This is a genomic window from Roseivivax marinus, assembly GCF_900109705.1.
In the GTDB taxonomy this organism is placed as follows: Bacteria; Pseudomonadota; Alphaproteobacteria; order Rhodobacterales; family Rhodobacteraceae; genus Roseivivax; species Roseivivax marinus.
Map to the genome: position 1 here is coordinate 20,294 of NZ_FOAI01000012.1, position 25,214 is coordinate 45,507.

Here is a 25,214-nt window from a genome sequence, read left to right on the forward strand (position 1 = left end):
TGGTCAATCGTTGGCGCTCAGGCTCGCGAGGTCGATCGGACCCGTGGTCGGCGCATGAGCGGGAAAGGTGGAGCGGGACAGGATTGCCCCCGCCTTGTCGACGACCAGGCGCAGTGCCCGACCACCGGAATAGAAGGTCAGCCGCCAGCGACCGGCGTCCTCATCGACGCCGGTCTCGCAGCGGCTGGTGATCTCGCCGTTGCGCAGCATTGCCGGAACATCCGCGGGTGGAATGTCGAAAGCGGCGCCAACGATCTCCGCGTCGACCACGAAGCCGTCGGTGCTGAAGGTCACTTTGCTCATCAGTCTCTCCTTTCACGCCGCAGCTGGCGCGGGTGTCGGCAAGGCGACATCGGCGAGTGTCGAGCGGTCGAGCTCGGCCAGGAAGGCCGCCTCAGCAGCGAAAAGCTTGCCTTTAAGCCGGCAGACCGGAGTGACGCAGCAGGCCCCGTCCGGTGCAAAGCACTCAACCAGGGCCTGGTCCTGTTCAAGGAGCCGAACGAGGTCTCCCAGCCCGATCTCGGCGGCCGGGCGGGCGAGCATGGCGCCGCCGCCCGCGCCCCGGCGCGTGGCAACGAAGCCGTGCCGCGCGAGACGCTGGATGACCTTGTTGAGGTGGTTGCGCGAGATCCCGAACTCGTCGGCGATCTCAGCCGTGGAAAACGCACGATCCGGGGCGCTGGCCATGCGCATGAGTGCGCGTAGTCCGAAATCCGTGAAACTGGTCAGGCGCATGTGGTGGCCTCGCTATGAATAGCGCATTTACAATACCTATTATAGGTTCGATGCTGCTCCCGCAATAATCACTCAGGCCAGTTCAGCCATGCCCCAGACGCACACCTCCCTCCCGCCGATCCGCTCCGCTCGGCCCGCCATGACCCTGGAAATGATGGAGCGCACCGGTCTCAGTAACGCGGTGCTCACGGACTTGGTGCACGGCTTCTATGGAAAGATCCGTCTCGACCCGGTGCTCGGCCCGATCTTCGCAGACCGGATCAGCGACTGGGAACCGCATCTCGAGAAGATGGTCGACTTCTGGTCGTCGGTCGCTCTGATGACCGGGCGCTACCGCGGGGCACCAGTCCCGAAGCATGCGGGGTTGCCGGTGACCTGGGAGCACTTCGCGCGCTGGCTCGATCTGTTTCGCGAGACGGCGAACGAGATCTGCACGGCGGAGGGGGCGGCCCATGTCATCGAGCGGGCCGAAAGGATCGCCCGCTCTCTGCACATGGCCAGCCAAGACGCACGGCAGGACGAGGCGGTTCCGAATCTCAGCTGAGTTAGAAGGGCCTCGGACGGAAACACCTCCAGCGATATCTGGAAGCCGATCCCGTGATCGACTTTCTCATCGCCGTCCGCACCCGGTCGTGAACCTGATACGGGGATTATTCTGCGCTGCTGTTGGCCGGCAGGTGCGCCGCACACCTTCATGGGGGCTATGCTGGCCGTGAGAAAAGGGCTCTATACCTTCGAGGCCTCTGGCTGTCTCGCGCGCGACTTGCTGAAGCCATGCATTTCTTTCGCCCACTGGTAGCCGACCATCAGCCCTTTCATCCTGGGCAGCATCAACAGAGCGAGCACCGTCGCGATCGTGCAGAGCACGAGCGCCAGCATCAGCGGATCATCCCGCATGTAGCCGAAGAGGCCATGGAGGGCGAAACCCATCACGTGCCCGACGATCAGGATGGTCAGGTAGGCCGGACCGTCGTCCGCGCGATGATGATGCAACTCCTCACCGCATTCGGAGCAGGTGTCTTTCACCTTGAGATAACGCGCAAAAAGCTGACCTTCGCCACAAGCGGGGCAGCGATGGCGCAGGCCACGCAGGATGGCCGGCTTCGTCTCGCGGGTTTCGGACGTGGTCATTTCATCCCTCTCGACTCGGATTATGACAGCGCGAATATAGGGATCATTGATCGGTTTTTGAAGGCATATGTTGCAACTTGTATCTGCGACATTATGCGCATGTATGCGGTGTTCCCGGTGTGACAATGCATACAATCATACCTTCAATATCCTGAGGGATGACCTTATGTGTCGGGAGAGGCATGGAGTGGTGGCTATGAACGACTGGTGTCCCGAAATCTCGCTAAACGGAAGCCCACGCTATGTCGCGATCGCTGACGCCATCGTGCGGGATCTGGAGAGGGGTGTGCTACGTGCGGGAGATCGTCTGCCGCCACAGAGGAGGCTCGCGGATCTCTTGGGTCTGGACTTTACGACCGTCTCCCGTGGCTATTCGGAGGCCCGGAAGCGGGGGCTGGTGGAAAGCCACGTCGGGAGGGGAACGTTCGTAACGGCGCAGCAAACCCGCGCCTCGGGGCCTGATCCGGAACGAACTCGGGACGAGGACCTCACGATGAACATGCCGCCGGAGCCGCGCGACGAGCGGTTACTGCGCCGCATGCGGGAAGGCCTCGAGTATGTTGGCGACAACATGATGCCTTTGCTTCGATACCAGTCTTCCACGGGAAGCGATCGAGACAAAAGCACAGCCATGGCCTGGCTCGGCAAGCGGGGACTGAGCCCGAGCGCTGAGTGCGTGGTGATCACGCCCGGGGCTCATGCGACCATCCTTGCGATCCTGACCATTCTGGCCGATCCCGGAGACACGATCCTGTGCGAGGCCGTCTCCTATCCCGGCTTCCGCGCCATCGCGGCGCGGCTGCGCCTGAACCTCCAGGGCCTGCCCATGGACGAAGAGGGGATCGACCCGGGCGCGCTCGACCGCGCAATCCAAAAGCATGGGCCCAAGGCTCTTTACCTCACACCGACCCTGCACAACCCGACCACCCTGACCGTTCCGGCGCAGCGCAGAAGGCAGGTCGCGGAGGTGGTGAATGAGCACGGGCTCCACGTGATCGAGGATGATGCCTATGGGTTCGTTCCCTCCGATGCGCCTGCGGCCCTCGCCACTTATGCTCCGGACCTCACATGGTATATCGGGGGGTTGTCGAAGTGCCTTGGAGGCGGATTGCGGCTCGCCTACAGCGCCGCACCCTCCAGCCGGCGCGCTCTCAGCCTGGGGCACGCCATGCGAAGCACGGCCGTCATGGCCTCACCGATCTCCTCCGCACTGGCAACCTGCTGGATCGAGGACGGCACTGCTGATGAAATCATCGGCTACATCCGTGCCGAAAGCGCGGCACGACAAGCGATCGCATCCGAACTGCTGGCCGGGCTGGAATACCGATCGGCGCCGAATGCCTTCAACGTCTGGCTACGGCTGCCCGAGGGGGCGGGACGCGCGGACCTCATGGGCCGACTGACCGGGCGGCACATCGGCATCATGCCCTCCGATGCGTTCACTGTCCTGGGGAGGCCCGACGAGCATGTCCGCGTCTGCCTTGGCGGCTCCATCTCGCGCGACGAACTGCGCAGAGGATTACTCCTGATGACCGACTCCCTGCAACCCGATGCTTGGGTAGGGTAAACGACCACAAGAGCCACGTAAGAGATCGCTCAGCTGTATGAGCGGACGGGGCGACGTATCACCTATCTCGTCGACTGGCACACCCATCCACGAGCTGTGAGCGGCCATCTCAGCTGGACGGATCGCGGTCTCTTTCGACAGATCATCGCCAGTGCTGATGCACGATGCCCCCGGCCATTGATGGCGATCCTGTCTGGCGAACCGGAGAAATGGTCCTTCGATTGCTGGGTCGCGCATAGCCAACGGCGCAGGGCCCTCTGGAATTGTCTCCATGTTGATCCTGCTGAGGTCGTATCGGGATGAGTGCATCCGGGTTGGCAGCTGCCAACCGAACTCACTTCACGACGCCAAAACCGAGATAGCCGGCGGGAACGCTATCAGTAAGCCACACTCCGTTATCCGAGCAGGTGAAGATGTGGCCGTCCGCATGCATCTTGCCCGCGTCCACTCGCAGGACTGTCGGTTTGCCATGTCGCCGACCGACGCGCGTAGCGGTCTCCGGATCAGGCGACAGGTGAACCTGTCGCCGGCGGCCAGGATCGAGACCACTCTGAAAGATCGCGTCGAGATTTTGTGCCGCGGTCCCGTGATACAGCACTTCGGGTGGGACTTGTGGCGAGAGCCCGAGATCGACGTCGACAGAGTGCCCCTGAGCTGCCCGAATACGCCGACCGTCAGAGCTCAAGGTGAAACGTCTCTTGTCGTTGGTTTCCACGATCTCGCGAAGCTGTTCTCGGGTCAGGCTGCGCCCGACCTTCTTCACCTTGCGCAAGAGCTCGTCGATCAAGACCCAACCCTGCGGATCGAGCCGGATCTCAATCAGCTCGGGCTCATGCCTGAGCACTCTTGAAAGGAACTTGCTGTCGCGGCTCATCGAACAATCACCTCATCAAGGGGCGTGAGGGTTGGCAGCTGCCAACGTTGCGCAGCCTCCTGCGGACTTCCTCCCTCGCCGACAGATCGGCTGCGGAATGGATCGAGTCACTGTTGTCATCAGGACACCATCCGGGAACGTCCACGCTTTCGCTCAGCGAACCGAAGCTGACGATCTCCGACCGAACCTGCCGGGTCAGCGCTTTGCCGGTTGTCGGGTGGATGCGGATTTCCATCAACGTCGCCTCTTTCTGAGATGGATTTCGGACTATCAGGCAGAGAGGCGCAGCTGCTTCACCGCCTCGGGCGCCTTCTCGATCAGCTTGAAGTATCCGATCGCGGTGCGGTCCGGCTTCCGAGTGCCGCTCTCGTAGTTCTGAAGCGTGCGCAGATCGACACCGTAGATGACCGCGAACTCTTCCTGGGTGAGTTTCAGCCGACGCCGGAGGTTCTTCACCGAATAGGACTTTGGCGGGGTCATCATGAAGGCATCGATGCCGGCATCGCGGAGCGCGCTCGCCAGCTCGTGCTTCGATCCGACCTTGGGAAGGATTAGCGTGGCTTCGCCCTCATCGAACACGGCCTCGATGGCACGCTTGGCCTTGAGGAGCGAGATCCCGCACTCTACCAGCGCCAGCGCAGCCTTGGAGGCAGTCACCGGTGTCTCCTGGCCCGCTGCGCGCAGGACCAGGTGCTCTTTTGAGCCGGACTGGTTTTGGGACACGTCCTGGACTGGCCCCAGTCGTCCAGCGACATCCTTCAACGACGAGTTCGTCATGGTCCATCCTCTCCAAAGAGGTCTGGGCGATCCGACGAAGGACCAGAGGTCGCAAGCCGTTCGGATCGACTCCAATTCCATCTATGCGCAGCCCGCGGGCTACGATCGTGCTCTAATTCAGCTCGCTCCCAGGCGGATCAGTCAAAACTTATACGCCGTTGAGTTAGTGGTATCAATATCGTCATGAGTCGTTGCTCTGACTCGCGAACATCGCAACTGTCGGCGATCTATGGTCGTGACTATGGACAAAATGGACGCTTTGGACTACATCTACAGTCAGCTCAGGAGGCATCCATGACTGCCGGCAAAAGAGATACGTTCACCGTCGACCGGGACGCCCTGACCCAGGCGCTGATATCAAAGGATGTCAGGGTCGACCGGGATACCCTGGCGAGCGTCGCTGACGCTATGGCCGAAACCGCTCGTGCTGTTCTGAAAGCTCAGGGAATCGATGTCCGGGTCAAGCGAAGCCGCGGTCCACGCAACGTGCCAGGCGCACGGGCAATGCAGAAGCGAAGCGGCGCGCTCTCGGACGGGACGTCAATCCTGGCCGGGCAGGGATTACCCACACCGATCAGCTCGGAAGAGGGTCTGAAGCGGCTGCGGGAGCAGGCCGTGCAGATGCCGATCGAGCAGTGGGCTGGCGAGGTGTTCGGGCCAAAAAAAGCTGCCGACGCGCTCGGCATTCGACGCTCGACCCTCGACAACTGGAGAACCAGGGGCGAGATCGTCGCTCTACCGAAGGGGAAGTCCGCGCACGTGATCCCCATGGCGCAGTTCGTCGAGAGCCGCCCGCTTCCAGGCATCGGACGCGTGCTCGAGATCGCCCACGGTTCTGCGAGCCTCGCATGGAGCTGGTTGATGACGCCGCATGTAGATTTCGACGCCGAGCCGCCGCTCCGCGCTCTGTCTGCTGGAGAAGAAGAGGCTGTCTGCGCGGCTGCCGTGCGGAGCATTGGCTGAGTGCATCTCGATCCGGCCGTCATCTCGGACCTTACGAGGTCTGTTCGTCCTGAGCGTTGGGTCCGGGTTATGCCGGCGCGCCACAAGACTACGCAGCTCGGCGCTGGCTTCGGCTCATCGCGCTGGTCGTCCCCGACGGATGCCTTCAAGGTGATCTACATCGGCCAGGAAATCGACGCATCGATTTCCGAGACGGTGATCCGGGATCGGTTCGAGGCTTTGCCGCCGACCGATCGGAAACTGAACCTCTCGGAAATCACGTCCTGGGCCATCACGGAAATCCGATGCCAGGAAACCCTCAAGATCCTCGATCTGACTGGCTCAGGAGCGTTTCGTCTTGGACTGAACACCGACGCCGTCGGAGCGAGGGCGCATGAGGCAGGTCAGGCGTTCTCGGAAGTTCTGCACGCCGATTTCCCGGACCTGGACGGCATCATGTATCCCTCTCGCCTGACGCGCGGCCGATGCATCGCGGTCTATGACCGGAGTATCAAAAGATGCCTCGAAGCCGATCCGGCGATCGGTCTGGAGCGGGTGCCCAGCCTCGGCATGATCCTGAGTGATCTCAGCATCACGCTGATTGACGATCTGTCGTAGTTGGCAGCTGCCAACCCTCACTTCTTGACGACGCTGCCACCGCTCGGCGGTTTTCCCGCGGGCGGACCGCTGGTGGTCGGCTGATAACCGTTGTGCGGTTTAGCCGGCTGATGCCCCCGATTGATCGGCACGGAGGATGGATTCGTGCGTGGGGACGGTGGCGGCGTTGGCTTCTTCTCCATGAGAGTCTCCTTCTGGTTCAGTGTTGGGAGGGATGAATTCGACGAACCGGATCTCGGCCGCCTTGACCAGCATGCTGCGAGGACCCGGGTCCTGCCAGGTTCCGTCCTCGGCAAGGTCGTAGACCTTCTCGATGTAGACGTCTCGCTCAGCCGGGTCCGACGATGCGAACGAAGCCTCACCGCAGTAGCCGCAGATGGTCTTACCATCGGTCAGCGTCACGATCACGTAGCTGCCGGCGGTGTCTCCGAACTTCCAGTCCCATGCCGCTGGCACCGGATGCACCGGATTGAGGCCGATCCACCGCAGAAGGCGGCGACCATAGTTCTTCCGAGCGTTTACGCCGAGACCGACGCCGAACACAGCGGGGCCTGCAAAGACCAGTAGGGCCCACGCAAAGCGGGCTGCGATGTCGTTGCGCTGCGCGGCCCATCCGAAGACAGGCAAAGTCACCGTCAGGTAGATCGCCGAGACCGTGAAGTAGGAGAGCATCGCATCCGCGTGTCTCCCAGTGCGCCCGGTCAGAAACTGCCCCCGCATGAACAGGATGATCAGCCCGGGCACGACGAGTGTGAGGGCAGTCTGGATGTTCTCGGGAGACTTCAGATCGACCATCTTAGCGGAGCGCAGCCTTCACCTGCTGGAACAACTCCCTGATCTCGCCGACGGCCTTCGAGCTCGGCCGCTCGAACTCGGTTATTGCCTGGCCGGAGATCAGCGCCTGCATGAAAGCCTTGCGGTGCCCCAGGCGCGCCTTCGCCACCGGCACGCCAGGATGAAGCTCGGCAAGCACAGCCTCGGTATCGTCTCCCTCCGACCCTGATGCGGAAACCTGGCTCAGCACGAAGAGACCCGGGGTGCGGGTCTCTCGCATGATCTCGATCGTGCCGGCCGCGGCATCTATGTCGAAGGGGCCCGGGCGAATAGGGATCACGACCAGGTCGGCCGCGCGGATCGCCGCGTCGATGGTGGCTCCGGCATGGGGAGGGGTGTCGATCACCACGTAGTCGGCACGATCCTCCCGGGCATGATCGAGGTAGGTCTCGAGGTTGCCGGGCATGGCGGAGAGAACGATCGGATCGTCGATCTCCCGGCGCGCGGCCCATCCCGCGATCGAGCCCTGGGGGTCGAGATCGAGAAGCACCACTTGGGCGTTCTCATTGGCAACATCTGAGAGACCCATCATTTCGCGATCTGGGTGCCGGAGACATCGCTTCCATATTCATGAGCAAGATATCGAGCTCGTCTCGATCGCCCTGCTGACTGCCTGCGCATGACTGCCGTTCTCGCAAGAGTGTCCAATTGATACTTCTTCTCTATCTCTCGCCCCCTCTGATGACACGAGATCATAGAGTATTGCGTGCCCTCACTACCATGCTCGATTGCCTCGTTCGTGTGCAGCATGGTCCGGGTCGTGGTGAAGCTATTTTCAGTCAAAGTTTTGAAAATGCGGGGGATATAACTTTCGGCTACAGGTGCTCCATTCGGTAGCACAAAGAGAGGTCTCCTGACGGACATGGCTTGAGCGCGTCGTTCGGCAAGCATAGTTTCAGGCCCGTCCCCCACCAGAATTGCATCAATGAACTTTCCATGGTCGAATGCAAGGGGCAGCACAAGATGATGGGGATTGCGCGACTGGGTCTTCTGTATCTTCATATCGATCACCCACTCATCGTGAACCCAGAACAGATTCTTTCCCAGAACAAGGTAGGCAGAGGCGTTGCGAAGGGGGGCGATCGGATAGACGCCGAGTATGCAGGCCGCATTCCTTATGCGATGTCGTTTCAATGGGCAATCCACCGCGACCAGGCCATCGAGAAGCCCATCGGCCATGTCCAAAACCCGGTTGGTGGTATTTCCGGTCCGCGCAAGTTCGAAATGCTTGAGCGCCTTCTGGCAGCGCTCCCGGCTTTCGAGGATTGCACGACGGCCCGCGAGGAATTGGACCAAGGATTGGTCGAGCTCGAGAAACCGTGCGAACCGATGTAGTTCCTCAATCGTAGCCCGGACCGTGGCCCATCGCAGACCATTCTTCCCGAGCCGGCTGCGCTCGCTGACAGCTGCCTGGAATCGATCAACGCTATGCTCCGAGAGAGTGATCGGCAGACCCGCTTCTCTGCATGACCATGCCAGCTGACAGAGCTTTTCCCGTGTGCGCTTCAAGATCTTCGGCGTAATCACGATACCGCCTCCAGGCAGCCCGCGAGAGGCTCGCACAAGCCCCTCCTGCCACGCCACCGGCAATTCATCGGGATAAATCGATACCTTTCGCCGCCCCGAATAGCGTTTCGGGGGGGCGGGCGAGCGGGTCCCAGTCTTCCGTGGCATGATGATCCTGTTGGATCGTCGTCGGCGCTGCCGGCGCCCTTTTCAGCACCTGCGAGGTCGCCGCTTTCTTCTTGAGGCGAAATGTCCTTGCAGCACTTTCGGCCGCTCCTGCAAAGGCCGGCACGCAGACCCGGAAGGCGTCAGTCAGGTGCTCCACCGCAGCCGCCGGCTCATCTTCCGCAGACGCCCACGCAACCACGTCGTCGGATTGCGGATCGGCAAGCCCATGGGCTGCAACGTGCTCGAGAAACGAATCCATGCATGCGAGGGCTACGAGCGGGAGCGCCGCAAGCCCCGTCACATGCTCGAAATGCCGCCAATGAGGTTTGGCCAGAAGTTTCGCCCGATTCATGCCGCAATCCCTTTGGTATAAGCGTTCTGGACGCGGTAGCCGGCCCGCCGGTTCGAGCGCCGTTCCTGATGACGCCGAAGGACGGCGATCTTGTCGACGAAGGCATAGTATTTCGCGATTGTGCCCGGGCGATCACCGAGCACGACAGACAGATCCTCGATGCAGTTCGGATCTTCCTTAATCTCGATCGAACAATAGCCGTGCCTGAAATTGTGGGACGTCAGCGGCAACCCGATCGCCTCCGACGCCGTCAGGAGCCAATTGTCGAATGTCTTGTCGACCATCTTGAGACCTGCCGCCTCCAGCGAAGGAAAGAGATATGTGGACTTGGCCGATCTCGGGAACAGCGGTCGGATCTTTTCGAGGTAGAAAGTGAGAACTTCCTCTCCGTAAAGGCCGGCTGCATCGCCGCAGATCTGGATAGGCGGTATGGATTGGTTGCGCCGGGTCAGAGCCTCGCCGTTTTTCAAGTCCTCGTTGGGGATCATGATCGTGAACCCCTCTTGCCGTTTACGATTGTCGAAGAAGGTCTGCCGCGCCCCGTTTCGTGTCAGCCCGAGAATATTCTTTTTCCGGAAAGGTGCGCCTTCGAGCGCAATCGCGGCGTAGGCCGCGCAGACACCAAACACGCGGGCGTTCCGCAAGAGCGCCTTCGCGGCTGACCTTTTTTTCCTCGGGAGCGCTTTCATGCTGTCGGCATCGGCCAACTCGACGAGATCGAATCCCGCGACCTCAGCTGCCGCCAGCGCTTCCTTGGCAATGCGCATGTATGAAACGTGCTGAGTCTCAAAGATCGCTATTTTCTTAGGATCACCGATCAGCTCGCGGCACCAGGCCTCGGTCTCGGCCGCCATGAATTCGTTCGCCTTCCGGCCTTCGATGAGGATCGGATAGGTGGTGCAGCTGGTGGCGATCTTTGTCGATGGCGCGGGGAGACCATTCCGCCCGAGCATCAGCTTCAGGCAGTCGGCGTAGCGATAGATGGTTCGGGGCGACAGCGCGGATGGCTTCCCAGCCTTGTGCGCCGCAATCCAGTCCACCAGAACATGTTCGATGTCGTCGTCGGAGAACAGGCCGCGGATGGTATTCAGGCTCGTGATGACCTTCCGCTGCCCGAGCGTCGAGAGATAGGCACTCATTGCCGCGGCGAACACCCCAATCGCTCCCTTGGAGTGCCGTTTCGCCAAGACCGCCTGACCGTCTGGCGTGTTGACGTCGGGCGGAATCGACGTCGTGGCGACGCGCACCCATTCGGTGACCTCCGCGACCAGGGCTTCGGGCACGTCGTTCACCCCCCGCAACTCCAGCGATGCGAGGGCAAGGGGCTGCACCGGAAGGTGGTGCACGAGGGTGTCCATCGATAATAGCCGGTCGAGCGCCTCTGCCCCGTTGACGACCTGGGTCCAGTGCTGGCGCGGGATTTGTCCGTGCCAGCCGATCAGGGTGTCGCGTGAGATGTCGGGGAGGTCGAGCTCCCGCTCGCGACAGATGTCGGCAAGCCGGCGAAGAAGCTTCATGCTTGACGAACGCACCAGACCGGCATCCGCCAGTTTCTGCGCATCGGACAGAAGGGCGTGCCACCCGTCCTGCCGTGCACGGCGTTCCTGGCGGGCTCGCAAGGCTCCAGTGACATGTTCAATACCGCGTCGACCGTCTTCAGCGTATTGCTTGTATGTCTTTAGGGCCCACCCCTCCCGCGCGATCCGCTCGAGCGTCGGCGCGGATCGCGGGTCGAACTTTGGCACCCAATACCTGTAGGTCTCAAGGCACGCATCGTCTTGGCGGAGATCGTGACGTCTCTGCCGCGCGACCATGTCGCAGATGTGCTCGAGGTGTCTCCCATACTGGCGAACGGTCTTCTTGTCGCTGCCGCGACAGGCCTCGATGACGTCCAGGATACTTGGGACCGACATGGGCGATCTCCTCTTGATTATTTAGCGTTATTGCGAAGATTGGCCGTTTCTGTGCAGCCGATAATGAAAGGTCGTTCGTTTTCCGGTGCCGAAAGCGAACGACCTGTCGTTATTCCGGTCATTGCGGTGCGACCTGATTGTTGCTGCACGCGATCCGTGCGAAAACGTTATTCGGAACCGCGGAACCGTCGGAGTCTTCGCACATCCCCGCCGGCGCCTCCGTGGTTTCACTTGTGACCTGTTCGAATGCGGGCGGCTCCATGCCCTCGGCAAGCGCATCTATGATGCAAGGTATCCAGCGGCGCGATCGCGGCTCCACGCCGTTGTGGGACGGCTCCGAGAGCTGGACCCCGAGCGGATAGCCGAACGTGCCATCTCGAACCTTGGCCCGAATGGTGCTGGCTGGCACCGCTGTCCTGCGCGACAGCCATCCGACGCCCTCCAGCGGGCGCCGGAGGCGAGCCCTGTCCTGCTCGTCGCGAGGGTCGATCCCGAGGATCTTGCTATAGACCTCGGCTTCGGGGAAGCGTCGATCGATGGCGCGCAGGCCGAACCTCTCCGCAATATCGACCACCGAGTTGCGGCTCACTGCGAGCCAGGTTCCGAGCTCGGCCGCGGTAAAGAACCCCGGGCGGCGCAGCTGGAAGTTCTCGCGGTTCGTCTTTCGTTTCGGCATCTGCATCTCCTTTGCCAGGAGATGGGTCCGCCCGGTGATCGGGAAAAATGCGCCGAGCCGGCGGCGTGCATCCAGAGCGGTCGCCCCCCAAGGTCGGCCTGCATTCGTTGGACCGCCCGGGGCTCTACCGAGGATGTCAGTCCTGCCGGCGTTGCCTGCGGACACCGGTCCCATGGACCGGCAGCACGTCGACGGATCGGCCGAAGGCTGCGGAGAGTTCATCGATCACGTAGCACCCGGACTGGAAGGCCCTGCGCTTCTCTGCCGGCAGGCCGGCGATTCTGGTCGAGAACCAGTCCGGCGTCAGATCGCGAGGCGTCAGGCCTTCCAGTTTCGCTGGGGTGGAGATCGCGGCAATATTCGCCACCCGGCCCGGACTGAATGTCCCGTGCTTCTTCGCGAGCGCGCGGAGCGCGATCCACTGCTGCTCCACCGGGCAAACATCCCCGGGCAGACCTCCGCCTCCGAGCGAAATACAGAACTGCCCCAGCCTCTGGAGGTAGATGGAGTATGTATTCTGCGAGGGCCTTTTGATGCCAAACGCTTCGGTGCGAAGCGCCATCAGCGCGCGCGCCCGATCCTCGGACATGAGCTCGAAAAAACTGGGATCGTCTTCGAGGCTGAAAACCCTTCCCAGAATGGCCATGCGCCATGCGAAAACGAGCGCCGGTTTGACCGCTGCGGGCATCTCCTCCCAAACCCGTGCGAGCCGTGGCGCGAGGGGATATCTCGTGCGATGATCGCTTGGCTTGGGTAGCGATCCGACCTTGTGCTCCGGAAGAAGTCCGGTCCGCTTTGCAAGGCTCTCATCGTGCAGCGCATCCAGGGCGCCGAGGCCTTGTCGGAAGCTGGCTCTGTCTTGCCCGGAGAGGTCTGCGTCAAGTTCAATTGCGCACTGCCTATCAAGCGCAATAGGTAAAGTATCGGTCGGAACGCGGGAGCTCACATGATAGAGTCGGCTGGAGAAATCGGCACCGCGACAGATGCGGGCAACTCGAATGATCGTATCCCAAGGTTCGCAGTCCACAAGACCGGGCTCCGCGATCACCTGAGCATCAAGGATGAGGCGGCGCCAGCTTTGGTAAAAAGCGAGGTCGCCGCGGAAATGCTTGGCGGAGTTCTCGGGCATTCTGGACTTCGGGAAACGACTGGAGAAGTCCGTGCCTTCGAACGGTAAGACCAATAGTGGCACACCCTCGATGCGGCAGAGAATCGAAAACGCTGTCAGGTATGGCAATGGGTCCCGCTCCGGCAGCGAAGAGGGGGCGATCTGTCGATCTTTCAGCTTGGAATGGATCGTAGCGAAGAGCATGATTGGAATCTTGGTCTCTTCGCCGGGTTCGGAAGAAATTTTCTTCGGAAAAGTCTTCCGTGCGTGCTCTGTGTCCGGGGCCAGCTCACCCGCGGTGTCGAAGCCGCGCCGCGCGTGCCGGGAAACTGCGACGTTTGACCGGGTTTCTGCGTCGCTTCCCCGGGGTTCTGCGTCTATGTGCCGGGTTATTGCGTCCATGTGCCGGGTTTCTGCGTCCAAAGCGCTCGCAAGTCACTGATTTTAATGTAAAAGTAGCGACCTGAATCAAGAGAATTAAGGAATCAATAGGAATCTGTCGCGGTGAGCGCGACGGGAGGTGGGAAATCGCCGCATGCATGCCTGCACTGTGATGGCCCTTACCACCCAAGTCGCCCGCTGCTCACCGCGTCGCACGTTTTTTCCCTCTTATCTCCGCACCTATATTCTCCGTAGAACCAGCGATGGCAGCGCGCAGCACCACATGTATTGATCCACCTGAAACCGATGAGACGCCTACCTGATGGAGTATGAAACCTTCGAGGAGTTCGCCGCCGGTGTTCCGCACTTCATCGAAGCCTATAACAGAAGGGGCAACCCCATGCTCGTCCGGGTTACTGGCATGCCGATACCGTCGGCGAGCGTTCATATTATGGGGGCCTTGTGAATGGTTCTAATGAACTCTTGGTCGGAGCGACACAAAAGCAACCGATATGCGCCTTGAGATCGCATCAGGTGACGGTTCTTCGATCCGGCGCGCCTCGGTGATGGCATCCATCATGATCGCGCGGATGCGGCCGCAATTTTCGGGGTCCAACTGAAGCGCGTCGGTCATATCGGCGATCGAGATGTAACTCTGCGCGGCCTTCTGCGCGAAGTTCTCACGCACCTGTTGCTTGGCCCTGACCCAATACGGGTCGAGCAGACGAGCCCAGGTTTCGCTGAGGTATTCCACGCCGCGCAGAGAGAGCTCGCCGTATAGCTGCTCTTCGAGATCGACGCCTGCTGTAAAAGCGAGTCCGCCATCGCCTGAAAGAAAGACAGCCAGAGATTGCAGCAGCGAGTCGGTGCGCTCGGGGGCGAGTTGCCATTCCCGGATCGTGCTCACCCGGGCGCCGAGCTCCTCGAGCGCCTGGTAAAGCCTTGCCCGGTCCGGTGGCGCGGAGGCGATGCCCCGCGCCTTCATTTCTTCGTAGGCGGCCTTCAGGCGTTGCGCGCAGGTCACCTGGTTGCGGATGAGGGTTCCGTCTTCCTCGACGAGGAGGAGACGGGGCGGCGCGAATTGTTCGCGGCGCGCGCTCTCGCCCCGCAGGTGCAGGAGCGTGTAGGCTTGGGAGCCCTCGAGAACGGCGATCTCGGCGCCCCAGAGCCCGTCGATCTCGGTGCGGGCGATGCGGTCGTAACGCTCTGGCGCAAGTAGCGCCCGCGTGCTGGAAAGAAGGTCATGATAATTCCGCGACCGCAGGGTGCGCGGCTCCCGAAGGTAGGCCGCAACGCTGTCCAGAATGACCTGTGTGTCGCCCCCGGCGTCTTCGGCGCGCTCGATACGCTCCCGTCCCGAAAGCGCCCGGTAATTCGCGAGGCGCCGGCTCACCTTCTCGTCGGAGGCGATCGCCGCAACAGGCACATCGAGGAGGTAGTAATGCGTGCGGGCATGTAGGGAGTCGATCCGGTCGATCCGTCCCATCCCCTGGAGCAGATCCTTGAGGTTCGAGGTCACGCCGAGCAGCACGAGCGCATCGGCGCTCTGGAGGTTGATGCCCTCGGCCATCTGGTAGGTGAGAAACACTGAGGCGCTGCGTTCATCGTTGCGCTTCCCGCCGGGGCGGAAGAATTCCTCGATCAGGTGACCCTGCCGGATGGCCGCGAAGCCGGGCGTTTCTCCGCCGACGATATCCTCGCGCGCACGGCGCCGGCTTTCACCAGCGGGGACCGCGTCGCTCGTCGCGACATACTGGACATGCTCGTCGCCAGGCTCGCGCCGTGCCGCGAGTTCGGCAGCGAAGATCTCAAGCGTGTCGATCCGTTCCGCGACGAAAACGACGCGCCTGTGGCGCGCCTGGATGCGCAGCGCCTCGGAATAGCGTCGCTCGTCGAAACGCTGGATGTCCGGCCGGGAGAGCAGGGTGATCAGCTGGTCGCAGCTTGGTGTCTGGGCGTCCGTCCTGGATGTGTCCGGAAGGTCCCCGAAGAGATCGAGCTGTGCCGCATTGGCCGCGGCGCGGGCGGCGGCCTTCTTGCGCTCGTCGACCTCGAAGCGGCGCAGAGCCTTGCCGATGGCCCCGTGCTCCATTTCCCAGAGAGCCTGCGCGGAGTTCGCGCGCAGAACGTTGAGAAGATTGCGTGCATAGAGGCTGTTCTGGTTGTGGCGCCGCTCTGCGCGGTTTCCGAAGCGGCTGGTGGTGACGGATGTCAGTCGCCGGCCCGGCGCGAGATCCGTCGCGAGCCGGGTGATCTCGTCCATGACGCGCCTCTGCCGTTCGGAGAGCGACAGAGAGCTCGGGCGCGGGTGGATTTTGAATGGCGGGTAACTCGCCGCGCCGGCGCGGCCGCGCAAGGCGCTCTCGCCGATGCAGGCCCGTTGCCGCACCGCCATGAACGGCGCCAGCATGTCCGAAAGGGCGGCGCGTGCCGTTTCCGAGAGCGCCTCGGCGTCGGTGGCTCCGCTCATCATCTCGTCGATGCTCGCTTCGCGCCTGAACAGGGAATTCATCTCGGCGAGATAGCCGGGGGACATGAAAATCGAGGCACGCTTCTCGTGGAGATGCGCGAGCCAGTCGACATCGCGATTCCCGAGTAGCGTGGCGGACAGGCAGACATTCCAGGAGGGAGGTGCGAACTCGATTGCCTCTGCCTTCCGGGATGTCTCGTCGAAGCCCGGGGAGACCGTGTGGCTCTCGTCTATGATCAGCGTGCCATATTGCGTGAGATCGGCTTCGCCCCGAGTATTTTCAGCGGGGGCACCGTCATATGCGGAGGGTTCCCGTAGCAGGTCATCCTCTGGAGCCGGGATTTCCATATCGCGCCGCGAGATGAGCCGGCTGTTGCGGACAACGTCCAGAACGCGGGGCTTGCGCGCGGCCCAGCCCGGGTAGACCCGCGGCGGCACGATCGCGAGTGCGCCCCCTCGGGGAAGGTGGCCCGTGTGATCCTGTCCAAAGATGCGCTCGAAACTCGTTCCGAGGGTATGCCCGAGATGCTTCCCGATATCGGTCTTGCCGGAGCCCGTGGGGGCCTCGACGAAGGCGAAGCCATGCTCGTAGGTGATCGACGAGGCCTCGTATATGAGCTCTGCCTGGTGGGGCAGCGGCAGCCGCCCGGCGGCGTCACTCTGCCGGTCAACGCACCAGGGCGCGAAGCTCTTCTGCTCGTGGATGGTGCGCGCCACGGCGTCGGCCGTCGTGACCGGGCGTAGAAGCGCCTCGAGGATCTCCAGGGCTTCGGTGTTCCAGTCCGTGCTGGCATTCCAGATCTCTTCCGCCGCTGCCTGTCTGTCTTTCGCCACTGCGGCGGTGGTGGGATCGTCGACATTTGCGCTGGCCATGTCGACGTATTCGATGTTCTGATACAGTCCGGCCCGGGAAAAGTTTGCGCTCCCGGCGAGCGCCCCGAGGGGGCTGGCGACAATCTTGGCGTGAAGGCGCCGGTCGCCGGATATTCCGAGTGCCGCGCCGGCTCTTGCCGGATCAAAAATTCGCAAGTCGATGCGCCCCGTGCGGATCGCTTCGATGGCCAGCACCGCGCTCAGATCGGCCGCGTCCTCGATCGAGAGGCCGTGGCGACCAAGAAAATGCATCTTGGCTTCCTCGGAGATCGAACGACCGCGGCCCGGAAGATGAGCCGCGTTGCCGGTGTTCACGCCGAAGGCAATCCTCAAAGCGACTTCGTCGTCGTATGAGATCTCCGGAACCTCGCGCATGACGATCGCGAGGGATGAAAAGAAGTCTTGGTAGCCGGTCACAATCGTGCATCCGGGCGTTCGCAGGTGCGGGCGGACAAGCTCGATGACCGCGCCACGGATGTTCGTAGCGGCAAGAAACCCGTGCTTTCCGGTAACACCCGGCTTGCCCGTATCAGTTCGCAAATCCTGGTTGCCCGGCGTCAATTTCCGGGATTTCGGGGAAAGCCAGTCAGGTAGCTTGATCATCGGGCACCGATCTTCGCGAAGCAAAGGGCATGATCCTGAGTAACGGATGCCTTTTCAATCGCTACGGTTTTTCTCAAGAGAAAGCAGCCGGTTCGTCGTTCTTCGACCGCTCATGTTGCGGAGCCATCAACCTTACTTGATACAACCAGCGTTCCATCTGGAATTCATAATGCTTGTTGTGCCAGCTGGAGGCCAACCCGAACCTGAAGACTTGCGTCGTCCGCGGATTAGCGGCCGGTTACGACATCAGCCGGGCGTCCCCCAGATAAGCGTGCCTGAGCCGAGAAAATGGATGCCCGCGCGTTCGATGCGCAGATTCGGCCAGACGACTGTCGCGGCGCGGATGTAAGTGCCGAGCTGGGCGAGGTAGGGGCGCGCGGCCTCGAGCGGGCTTTTGGGCGCAGGTGACTTGAAGTCGATTATCGCGGCCCGGGTGCCGTCCCTGCTGCACGCCAGAAGGTCCGTTGTGCCCCTGACGCAGGTGCCGTTCGGGAGCACGGCTTCAAAGGGCAGCTCGGAATACAGGTCTGTAAGGCCACGCTCTGACAAGCGGTCGCCCAGCGCGTTGGCCTGTTCAAGGAGCGACACCAAGGTATCTTCGCCGAGCCCTGTAGCGGGGCCGAGGTCGAGCGTGCGGTGCGGACGCGTTAGCAGGACACGCATGGCGAGGTGGAGAGCGGTGCCCCGCTCGCCGGCATCGCCATACGCATCCCCCGATAGAGCGGTGCCGAGGGGGTGGGTCTCAACCGACCAGAGCGCAGCTTCCTCGCCGCCGTCGGATGGACGCAGGAAGATCGGCTCGCCGCGGGGGCCCGGAACCTCGCGTCGTCCGGGGCGCCTGAGAGGTTCGGCGGCTGCGGTTTTGGGTGAGGTGGTGAAACCCTCGGGGAAGATCTCTCCGTGGGAGGTGATCCGCGCTGGATGCACGGTCTTGCCTATGCTGATAGCGCCCCCGTCGAGGGTCAAATTGCCCTCCTCCATCAAGAGGCGTGACACGGTGTCCGCATCTGGCTTGCAAAAGTCAGGCCATTCGAGAACCAGCAGATCGCGGGCGCGGGTGAAGGCAACATATGAAAGACAGCGCTCTGTTACTGCGGCGGGCTCGCGGCGGGCCGCGGCAAAGTATGCCGCGACTTCCTTGCTGGCGACAACGGGATGGTAATGGATCGTTGCACGGTCCAGAAGCATCCCGGGCTCGTCCCAGTCGTCGAATTCGATCCGAAGGGTGTTGGGGCGCTCCTCAATCGTCCAGTCCAGTCCGGTCACGCAGACCACCGGCCATTCGAGACCCTTTGCTGCATGCCATGTAGAGACCTTCACGCCGCGTGCGGCAGCGGCGCCTGCGTCGGGCCGGGCATTGTCACCCGCTTCGGTGCGGATAGCGAGCCAAGCGAGGAAGGACCGAATGTCCCAGCCGAAGACGCCGGAGGCGGCACGGGTGACTGGATCGGCTTCCTCGAAGGATGCAGCCTCCGCGTCGAGCCGGGCGAGGTCGGCGTGCGCGCGAGAAGGGTCATCCAGTCCTGCTGCCCAGTCGTCCAAACCGCCTTCGGTCCGCAAAACTGCGAGCACTCGACCGACCGTCCAGCCTGGGGCTTGCTTGTGGAGGGCCATCAGTGGCTCGAGGTTCGCGTGTTCTGTCAGCTCCTCGTCGAGCACGGCTGTCAGTGCGTTTTCCAGCGGGAGGGCAGCAGGACCATGGGTGAGATAGAGCAAGGCGGCGAAGCTGTCCGCGGGATCGGCGATTACAGCGAGAGCTGAGCGGGCGACGGTAACGGCCGCGGAAGAGAACCAGCCATCTTCATCGAGGTCGACGGGGATACCGAGGTGCGCAAGGCAATCGGCGTGCCCCCTCGCCTTGCCATGGGTGCGGCACAGGATGGCAACGTCTGAGGGGCGCAGGGGGCGAGCAGCCCCGGTTCGACGATCCGCGATATCGCGTTTCTCCGACAGAAGATTGCGAATCCGCTCCGCGATGTGATGGCAGCCTTTTGCCAGCGGCTCTCCCTTTTTCGTCGAGGCCTTGTTGGACATTCGCAGCACTTCGATCGGCGTGCCGTTGGCGTTGCCTCGATGCGGTTTCAAGGGTGCGTAGTCCTTGAAGAGCCCCGCGCCAAGATCGTTCACAAGGTTCATGATGCCGGGCACGGAACGGCGATTGGTGTCCATTGTATAGGCTGCGTCAGGGTGCTGGCGCGCGAGAGCCGCGGCGAGACGCGCATCGGCGCCCTGAAATCCCATAATCGCCTGTTTTCCGTCTCCGACCAGCACCACGCGCGGGGCTGCCTCGATGAGATGCGCGAGCAGGGCGAATTGCACAGGGTTCGTGTCCTGGAATTCGTCCACGATCACGCAGTCGATTCCGTCCATCATTGCCGAGACTGCTTCGGGGCGCTCGCGCAGCAGGGTCTCGGCACGGGCGATCATGTCGCCGAAGTCCACAACGCCAAGTCGGGCTTTTGCCTTTGAATAGAGCCGCCGCACGTCCTGTGCGCCGGCCAGCATTCTCTCCAGCCGTCCGGAAGCCTCACGTTTCGGACCGGGGTGGCGGGGCAGGGCACGCGCCGCCTCCATCACCACCTCGGCGAGTTCATCGTAGCCTTCAGGGGTGGACTGTCGGCGGTTCGTCACGCGTAGGCTCTGAAGCCTTTGCCACCATTCCCAGTCCGTGTAGGCCGAGTCTGACAGCCCTTTTCGCAGATCGCGGATGTTCGACGTGAAGTCCTTCGTAGCGGCGGCGCTCGTTGACCACTCGACGATCCCATCCGGGAACGTCTCCAGCATGGCCTCGATCGCGGCGCGCAACGTCATCTCCAACCGTGCACCGTCCTCTTCCGTCTCGGGCCAGTCTGCCTCCAGCGCAGCGGCGGCGCGGCCAGGGAGGTCAGGGTCGTCGCCTCGCTCGCCCAGTTCGTTCAGGCGCCCGATGGCCGCGCGCAGGTCACGGCGGAATGCATCGGTGGCGCTGCCGCCCGAGAAGTTCCAGGCGTAGCCGTGCGCTTCGAGATTCTCCGTGAAGCCCTCGAGAGCCTCAGTTTCGGCTATTGCGCGCCGCAGGAGCAGTTCGGCTTCGGCATCCTCAATCAGACGCAGCGATGGGGAGAGACCGGCGTCGAAGGCGTGCTCCGTCAGGATGCGACGCCCCAGGGCATGGATGGTTGAAATGTAGGCGCGCTCGATAGTCGCGGCGTCCTCAATGCGGCCGACTGAGAGAAGAGCGCCCCTGATGCGCCCCTTGAGCTCCGAAGCCGCGGCCTCTGTGAAGGTCACGGCGAGAATCCGTTCGGGACGGATTTCGCCCTTCGTCACCCATGCCCTGAGTGTCTCTTGGATGTGCCAAGTTTTGCCCGAGCCGGCTCCTGCGCCAACAATCTGGAAGGTCATTCTTCGTCCTCCCACAGAAACGCGGCCACGAGGGGATTGTCGAGCGCGTAGGCGTCAATCCCCAGCTTGTCGAACTCCGCGGCGTCCTTCGTGGTGTTGAGCACTACCCGTCCCTCGCGCAGCTCCGCGACCGTCGTTGACAGCTTCGCATTTGCTTCGGCATGGGTGTCTGTGTCGACGGGACCGAAGGGCTCTCCGACAAGGGTGCCGCGGGTGACAGCCACCATGTCCGTGAGGTTGAGGTAGCCGACGGAGATTGCCGTGCCGCCCTCGGCCAGTTCGGTGCCGGCGATCATGTCGCCATAGAGTTGGGCCTGCACATCCCAGCCACCCTGCATCCGCTTGACGCGTTTCTTGGATGTCCCGCTCTTGTAGTCGATGACGAGTAGCCTTCCGTGAGGCAGCTTCAACACCGTGTCGGCCTTGCCGTTCAGGCCCATCCCGAAGGCCTCTCCAGTCAGGTATTCCTCGGTCGTGTGAATTGTTGCGTCCGCCTCGCGGAGCATCTCGGCCCAGCGGGTCGCGATCCGCGTCAAGTCAGAGGTGAGATGTCGGCGCTCGACCGCCCAGGCGGAGGCCGCAAGGAAACGCAGGTCGGTCTCCGCTTCGATTGCGGCGTCGATTGCGGCGGGGACAGCAGCCCCAACGGTCGCGGGATCGGGTGGTGGTCCTGGCGGGAAGAGAGCTTCGAGCACCTTGTGCATGAGTGATCCACGCACCATGGCACCAAGTTCGTCCGGTCCCCAGCTCCTGTCCTCAATCCCGAGTTCGCTAAGCAGCCACGCGAGCGGAGATACCAAGAGCTTCTCGAGACGGGAGGGCGATTGCGGGCACGGTGCTCCATTCTTCAGACGCAGACCGGTCAGATCGCGACCGAGGTCGAGAATTCGGGTTTCCGGCGCACTGCGTCCGGGCGAGGGCGCGGCGAGATGGCTGTCGCAGGGCCAGTAGGCGGCATCGTCGGAGAGCGGTTGGATCAATGTCTCCGCCGTCAATCCGACGCGGTGCGCCAACATGTCGAGCGCAGCTGCGGGTGCAAGGCGGTCGCCGGCGCGGTCGCGGATCGGCACGGTGATCTCGATGGCGTCGGAGACCGCCGCCAGCTGCCGGTCCAGCCGAGCGCTGGCAAGTTCGAGTGACGCACGACGACCGGGCAGGGCGATGCCGCAGGTCCGCTCAATAAGGTCGATCTCGTGTTCCAGCCAAAACGGACCGGAGCCGGTGACGCTGGGATAGTGATCCCCCGCGAAACCGAGGGCAAGGAGACGGCGCACTTCGCACCACGGGTTCCGCCCTTCAGTGAAGACGGCGATGGCTCCTCGCGAAGCCGTAACCGGCGCTTCAGATGTGGGGGCGGGGCGAGTGATGGCGATCAGTCCGTGCCAGTCGACGGGCGCAGCTTCGGCGCCGCATGGGAGGCCGCGTAGGGCGGCCGCAATGTCAGCGGGCAAATGGTTTGCGATGGCTCGAAGTGTCTGGCCCAGATCGCCTCCGGTGATTGGGTGTCTGTTCAACAGGCTCCTAAGCGCGCTGTCCCGTGTGCCGACACCGAGTGCCTCGAGAGCGACTGCCGCCATGCCAGGGGCGGGCTTATTCAGCACGGCGAGGATCAGGTGGACGGCCTCTGCTGCGCGGTTGCGGGCGGGTGCTCCAGGTAGACCACCGAGACGCAGTCCTACAGCGGCGAAGACGGCTTCGGCGTCGATGAGCCAGGCCGGATCGTCCGGTAGCAGCAGGCCGATTTCGTCGGCGCTCTCGACTGCCGCCTCGTCGAGAAGCCGCTGCGCGCGTGCGGCTGCGAAGCGCAGTTCGTCCAGCGGGTCTCGCAGTGAGGTGATCGAGAGCGTAGTGCCCTCGCTGGTATCACCGGCTTGAAAGGCGCGCAGGGTCCCGCTTCCAGCCGGCCGGAGCCCGGGGAAGGCATCTTCCTGCCAAGTGCCGCCATGATGGCGCTCGAGCATGTCCGCAAGCGCGAGATCGGCTGAGGTGGCCCCTATCCGGCTTCCGCTGCGCAAGAGGGGGAGTGGGTCGAGCGCATGGCCGGCCCCGCCTGCCAAGGCATGGGCGAGCGGTGCAAGATCCGCAGGCAAGTTTCCGAGATCGCGCCAGATGTCACAAAGTGCGGTCAGGTGGAAGCGTGCTCGGCCCTCGGGGAGCCGCCCCACCTCGACGGATGTGGGATCGAGTGCCGGAGCGGCGTGGATGAGTTCGCGAAGTGCCTTCGAGGCGGCAGCGACGGTGGACTCAGGCGCAACCTCAAGGCTGTTGGCCCAAGGTGCGGTCTTCGCCTCAAGAATTGCGGCGGAGTCCTCGAATGGGGCGGGGCGGGGGCAGAGATAAGTTTCGGCCAGGAGCGACGGCGTCACTGGCCGTATTGCACCGGTCACCGGATGAACGGTGGAAATCGGGTCGAGTGGCAAGAATTGGCTCCAAGGGATTTCGAGATATTTAACTTGGGATATTAGCGAAGCAATACGGGGAATAAAGCGAAAAAAGCATGTGTGCGATAGATTTGGCGTGTCCGTTCATAAGAATATGTAGCCGTATTGCATTTCGGGAATGGGTGAGAAAGCGTTTCGATTTCAGCTGACAGGAGAATGCAACGATACTCGCGAAAATCCTGGACAGTAGAAATTTCGCTTCTTCGTTGGTTCGGGAATTAGCGACGTGGCGTAAGAAGACAAAGCGCGGCGGGCTGCGCCTGCCTCCGTTTAAGGACTCGTTAGCCTGGCTACACAACCGTCGGCGACGCTGATGGTTGCGCTGCTCCGGCAATGAGAGCGACGTCGCGGGCCGGGTGGCCGGTCGCCGGCTCGGCCCGCTCCGGATCACTCGTCTCCGGGAAGCGCGCCGGTGCTCTCGAGATCTGCTTGTGTCAGTTCGCCGGGATCGGGCTCACTCCGGGCCTTGACCGGCTTGGGAGGTGGGGCCTGCCAGGCCTTCAGGTTGACACCGACGAGGTCGTAGAAGCTCGGAACGATGCGCTCGATGTCCTCGATGAAAGTCCGCCGCCCGGAAAATCGCTTGCCGAGGTTCTCGACGAGCAGCACCTCGAAGGAATGCGGGGTGGTCTCCGGGTTGTCGTTCTGGATGGCGGTCGGATCGTCGCGCAGCGTCTTGAGATCCTTTGTTGTCGGAGCCCCTCGTCCTGGCCAGTGCGCGCGGACGAGGAGCCGGTCGTCGTCATCGGGCAGCATCCGCAGCAGCCAGTTGATCCGGGCCTTTGTGGACTTCTTGTCGCCGGGCGCCTTGAGTGCCATCGACACGGCGACCGTCCGCCGGGCGAGGTCGACGCAGACATCCATCTCGGAGGCACAGTTCGGCACGCGGATCACCGAGGACAGGGTCTGGCGCGACACGAGGGTCTCGATCAGGTTCTTCAGCCGCGCCGCGGGATCGTCGGTGAATTTCCGTTCGACCCGGGTCGAGACCGCCTGGCCCACATGGCTCGACATGTGCAGGCAGAGATCGCGCTCTTCCTGGACCCAGCTCGCGGCCACGGCCTCGACCTCGGGCGCGGTCTTCTTCAGTGCGCCGTCGTTCAGCACCGCTTGCGTGACATCCTTCCAGCTGGGGGTCATCTGTGTGAAGCGCTCGACGCCGGTGGCCGGATGCGCAAGGAAGTGGTTGAGTTGCCGAAGCAGGTAGACCTGCTCGGTGTCCGTGACGGTCTTCTGATATTCGAGGATCTCGCAGGCGGTCGCGAGATAGGACCACGACCAGTGGAAGTGGCCGACCTTCCGCAGCAGGGTTTTCGAGATCGACACCGGGGAATGATCGGCGCGCGAAACGAACTGGTTCGAGATCGTGATGACCGCATCGATGCCGTTGGCCTTTGCCAGTTCGGCGTATTTGGAGACCTGCTCGGCGGTGAGCTCGTTGCGGCCGATCTTGGCCTCGATCAGGGCCGACCATTGCGTGCGGCCGGTATCGACGATCAGCAGCCCGTCGGGGCGGCAGCCGTCGACGACTTTTTCCTTTAGCACCACCTCGGTGAAGGCCCGGACGCGGGTGCGTTTTCCGACCCGCACTCCGACTCTCCCGAGAATTTCCTCGGCCATGGCGGGGATCTGGGTCATCACGGCCAGGAAAATCGAGGCCACACGCTTTTCCTTGCTGGTTTCTGCAAGGATCGGAAACAATCTCGCCTCGTCTCCGCTGACGATAAAATCCGGAAAATCTGTCATGTAACCTCCCACGAAAACTCGAAAATCGTAGTATTGAGAATGTATCGAGACAACAGTCGGCCCGATACGTCAATTCGGTGTGGGCGGGAAGCGCGACAAATGTGACGCGCTTCCC

22 protein-coding genes are annotated in these 25,214 nt (G+C 62.6%); 5 read left to right on the forward strand and 17 right to left on the reverse strand.

The features are described from left to right. Positions 1 to 3: 3 nt before the first annotated feature. Entirely contained in the window at positions 4 to 303 is a 300-nt protein-coding gene (locus BMX29_RS14420; RefSeq protein ID WP_092814044.1) for a DUF6522 family protein, read from the reverse strand. A 12-nt stretch (positions 304 to 315) separates the two neighbouring features. After that, positions 316 to 735, reverse strand: coding sequence for an RrF2 family transcriptional regulator (locus tag BMX29_RS14425; RefSeq protein WP_092814046.1), 420 nt, complete (start codon positions 733 to 735; stop codon positions 316 to 318). An 88-nt stretch (positions 736 to 823) separates the two neighbouring features. Between BMX29_RS14425 and BMX29_RS14430 the strand changes: the two genes are divergently transcribed. Next, on the forward strand, positions 824 to 1,279 hold the full coding sequence (locus tag BMX29_RS14430; RefSeq protein WP_244889248.1) for a group III truncated hemoglobin: 456 nt from the start codon (positions 824 to 826) through the stop codon (positions 1,277 to 1,279). A 182-nt stretch (positions 1,280 to 1,461) separates the two neighbouring features. Here BMX29_RS14430 and BMX29_RS14440 read toward each other — a convergent pair whose 3' ends face one another. Next, positions 1,462 to 1,866, reverse strand: a complete 405-nt coding sequence (locus BMX29_RS14440; RefSeq protein ID WP_092814052.1) for a DUF983 domain-containing protein — start codon at positions 1,864 to 1,866, stop codon at positions 1,462 to 1,464. 196 nt (positions 1,867 to 2,062) lie between these two features. On the opposite strand from BMX29_RS14440, the gene BMX29_RS14445 reads away from it, so the two are divergent. After that, a complete protein-coding gene (locus BMX29_RS14445) occupies positions 2,063 to 3,433 on the forward strand; it encodes an aminotransferase-like domain-containing protein (RefSeq protein WP_092814271.1) in 1,371 nt (456 codons plus the stop codon). Positions 3,434 to 3,767: 334 nt separating this feature from the next. Here the strand turns inward: BMX29_RS14445 and BMX29_RS14455 are convergent, their stop codons facing one another. Genes BMX29_RS14455 through BMX29_RS14465 form a run of 3 tightly spaced genes read right to left on the reverse strand, consistent with a single transcriptional unit; the run spans position 3,768 to position 4,964 of the window. After that, positions 3,768 to 4,307, reverse strand: coding sequence for an RNA 2'-phosphotransferase (locus tag BMX29_RS14455; protein ID WP_092814058.1), 540 nt, complete (start codon positions 4,305 to 4,307; stop codon positions 3,768 to 3,770). 7 nt (positions 4,308 to 4,314) lie between these two features. Next, the gene (locus BMX29_RS14460) at positions 4,315 to 4,542 is read right to left on the reverse strand and encodes a hypothetical protein (RefSeq protein WP_092814062.1); all 228 of its coding nucleotides are present in this window, start codon (positions 4,540 to 4,542) and stop codon (positions 4,315 to 4,317) included. 35 nt (positions 4,543 to 4,577) lie between these two features. Next, a complete protein-coding gene (locus tag BMX29_RS14465; protein ID WP_175471197.1) occupies positions 4,578 to 4,964 on the reverse strand; it encodes a helix-turn-helix domain-containing protein in 387 nt (128 codons plus the stop codon). A 414-nt stretch (positions 4,965 to 5,378) separates the two neighbouring features. On the opposite strand from BMX29_RS14465, the gene BMX29_RS14470 reads away from it, so the two are divergent. Then, complete coding sequence (locus BMX29_RS14470) at positions 5,379 to 6,047, forward strand: antitoxin Xre/MbcA/ParS-like domain-containing protein (protein WP_092814068.1); 669 nt, start codon at positions 5,379 to 5,381, stop codon at positions 6,045 to 6,047. Beyond that, on the forward strand, positions 6,048 to 6,644 hold the full coding sequence (locus BMX29_RS14475) for an RES family NAD+ phosphorylase (RefSeq protein WP_139197026.1): 597 nt from the start codon (positions 6,048 to 6,050) through the stop codon (positions 6,642 to 6,644). It begins immediately after the preceding gene. 99 nt (positions 6,645 to 6,743) lie between these two features. Here the strand turns inward: BMX29_RS14475 and BMX29_RS14480 are convergent, their stop codons facing one another. From BMX29_RS14480 to BMX29_RS14510, 7 genes are all read right to left on the reverse strand, one after another. Beyond that, positions 6,744 to 7,439 (reverse strand): DUF6338 family protein, encoded by a 696-nt coding sequence (locus BMX29_RS14480; protein ID WP_092814074.1) that lies wholly within the window; start codon positions 7,437 to 7,439, stop codon positions 6,744 to 6,746. Between the two features lies 1 nt (position 7,440). Beyond that, on the reverse strand, positions 7,441 to 8,010 hold the full coding sequence (locus BMX29_RS14485; protein WP_092814077.1) for an AAA family ATPase: 570 nt from the start codon (positions 8,008 to 8,010) through the stop codon (positions 7,441 to 7,443). Further along, the gene (locus tag BMX29_RS18870; RefSeq protein WP_139197027.1) at positions 8,007 to 9,005 is read right to left on the reverse strand and encodes a hypothetical protein; all 999 of its coding nucleotides are present in this window, start codon (positions 9,003 to 9,005) and stop codon (positions 8,007 to 8,009) included. Before BMX29_RS18870 ends, BMX29_RS14485 begins: the two co-directional genes overlap by 4 nt. A 64-nt stretch (positions 9,006 to 9,069) precedes the next feature. Further along, the gene (locus BMX29_RS14495; RefSeq protein ID WP_092814083.1) at positions 9,070 to 9,504 is read right to left on the reverse strand and encodes a hypothetical protein; all 435 of its coding nucleotides are present in this window, start codon (positions 9,502 to 9,504) and stop codon (positions 9,070 to 9,072) included. Beyond that, entirely contained in the window at positions 9,501 to 11,417 is a 1,917-nt protein-coding gene (locus tag BMX29_RS14500) for a hypothetical protein (protein WP_139197029.1), read from the reverse strand. The genes BMX29_RS14495 and BMX29_RS14500 overlap by 4 nt, the downstream gene beginning before the upstream one ends. 118 nt (positions 11,418 to 11,535) lie before the next feature. Then, complete coding sequence (locus BMX29_RS14505; RefSeq protein WP_139197031.1) at positions 11,536 to 12,093, reverse strand: hypothetical protein; 558 nt, start codon at positions 12,091 to 12,093, stop codon at positions 11,536 to 11,538. A gap of 136 nt (positions 12,094 to 12,229) precedes the next feature. Further along, on the reverse strand, positions 12,230 to 13,603 hold the full coding sequence (locus BMX29_RS14510; protein ID WP_139197033.1) for a hypothetical protein: 1,374 nt from the start codon (positions 13,601 to 13,603) through the stop codon (positions 12,230 to 12,232). A 301-nt stretch (positions 13,604 to 13,904) separates the two neighbouring features. On the opposite strand from BMX29_RS14510, the gene BMX29_RS19280 reads away from it, so the two are divergent. Continuing rightward, positions 13,905 to 14,048, forward strand: a complete 144-nt coding sequence (locus BMX29_RS19280) for a hypothetical protein (RefSeq protein ID WP_175471198.1) — start codon at positions 13,905 to 13,907, stop codon at positions 14,046 to 14,048. 6 nt (positions 14,049 to 14,054) lie between these two features. Here the strand turns inward: BMX29_RS19280 and BMX29_RS14515 are convergent, their stop codons facing one another. From BMX29_RS14515 to BMX29_RS14530, 4 genes are all read right to left on the reverse strand, one after another. Further along, positions 14,055 to 17,528: a hypothetical protein gene (locus BMX29_RS14515; RefSeq protein WP_139197035.1), complete on the reverse strand. Its 3,474-nt coding sequence runs from the start codon at positions 17,526 to 17,528 to the stop codon at positions 14,055 to 14,057. Between the two features lie 246 nt (positions 17,529 to 17,774). Next, entirely contained in the window at positions 17,775 to 20,912 is a 3,138-nt protein-coding gene (locus BMX29_RS14520) for a UvrD-helicase domain-containing protein (protein ID WP_092814097.1), read from the reverse strand. Then, positions 20,909 to 23,332, reverse strand: a complete 2,424-nt coding sequence (locus BMX29_RS14525) for a PD-(D/E)XK nuclease family protein (protein WP_139197037.1) — start codon at positions 23,330 to 23,332, stop codon at positions 20,909 to 20,911. Before BMX29_RS14525 ends, BMX29_RS14520 begins: the two co-directional genes overlap by 4 nt. Positions 23,333 to 23,740: 408 nt before the next feature. After that, positions 23,741 to 25,099, reverse strand: a complete 1,359-nt coding sequence (locus BMX29_RS14530) for a hypothetical protein (RefSeq protein ID WP_139197039.1) — start codon at positions 25,097 to 25,099, stop codon at positions 23,741 to 23,743. Positions 25,100 to 25,214 lie beyond the last annotated feature (115 nt).

Bases quoted from the DNA above. Each gene is read 5' to 3' on its own strand.
- BMX29_RS14500 (WP_139197029.1), bottom strand. From the start codon at position 11,417: ATGTCGGTCCCAAGTATCCTGGACGTCATCGAGGCCTGTCGCGGCAGC.
- BMX29_RS14420 (WP_092814044.1), bottom strand. From the start codon at position 303: ATGAGCAAAGTGACCTTCAGCACCGACGGCTTCGTGGTCGACGCGGAG.
- BMX29_RS14460 (WP_092814062.1), bottom strand. From the start codon at position 4,542: ATGGAAATCCGCATCCACCCGACAACCGGCAAAGCGCTGACCCGGCAG.
- BMX29_RS14530 (WP_139197039.1), bottom strand. From the start codon at position 25,099: ATGACAGATTTTCCGGATTTTATCGTCAGCGGAGACGAGGCGAGATTG.
- BMX29_RS14485 (WP_092814077.1), bottom strand. From the start codon at position 8,010: ATGATGGGTCTCTCAGATGTTGCCAATGAGAACGCCCAAGTGGTGCTT.
- BMX29_RS14495 (WP_092814083.1), bottom strand. From the start codon at position 9,504: ATGAATCGGGCGAAACTTCTGGCCAAACCTCATTGGCGGCATTTCGAG.
- BMX29_RS14430 (WP_244889248.1), top strand. From the start codon at position 824: ATGCCCCAGACGCACACCTCCCTCCCGCCGATCCGCTCCGCTCGGCCC.
- BMX29_RS14510 (WP_139197033.1), bottom strand. From the start codon at position 13,603: ATGGACGCAATAACCCGGCACATAGACGCAGAACCCCGGGGAAGCGAC.
- BMX29_RS14480 (WP_092814074.1), bottom strand. From the start codon at position 7,439: ATGGTCGATCTGAAGTCTCCCGAGAACATCCAGACTGCCCTCACACTC.
- BMX29_RS19280 (WP_175471198.1), top strand. From the start codon at position 13,905: ATGGAGTATGAAACCTTCGAGGAGTTCGCCGCCGGTGTTCCGCACTTC.
- BMX29_RS14440 (WP_092814052.1), bottom strand. From the start codon at position 1,866: ATGACCACGTCCGAAACCCGCGAGACGAAGCCGGCCATCCTGCGTGGC.
- BMX29_RS14505 (WP_139197031.1), bottom strand. From the start codon at position 12,093: ATGCCGAAACGAAAGACGAACCGCGAGAACTTCCAGCTGCGCCGCCCG.
- BMX29_RS14445 (WP_092814271.1), top strand. From the start codon at position 2,063: ATGAACGACTGGTGTCCCGAAATCTCGCTAAACGGAAGCCCACGCTAT.
- BMX29_RS14455 (WP_092814058.1), bottom strand. From the start codon at position 4,307: ATGAGCCGCGACAGCAAGTTCCTTTCAAGAGTGCTCAGGCATGAGCCC.
- BMX29_RS14425 (WP_092814046.1), bottom strand. From the start codon at position 735: ATGCGCCTGACCAGTTTCACGGATTTCGGACTACGCGCACTCATGCGC.
- BMX29_RS14470 (WP_092814068.1), top strand. From the start codon at position 5,379: ATGACTGCCGGCAAAAGAGATACGTTCACCGTCGACCGGGACGCCCTG.
- BMX29_RS14515 (WP_139197035.1), bottom strand. From the start codon at position 17,528: ATGATCAAGCTACCTGACTGGCTTTCCCCGAAATCCCGGAAATTGACG.
- BMX29_RS14520 (WP_092814097.1), bottom strand. From the start codon at position 20,912: ATGACCTTCCAGATTGTTGGCGCAGGAGCCGGCTCGGGCAAAACTTGG.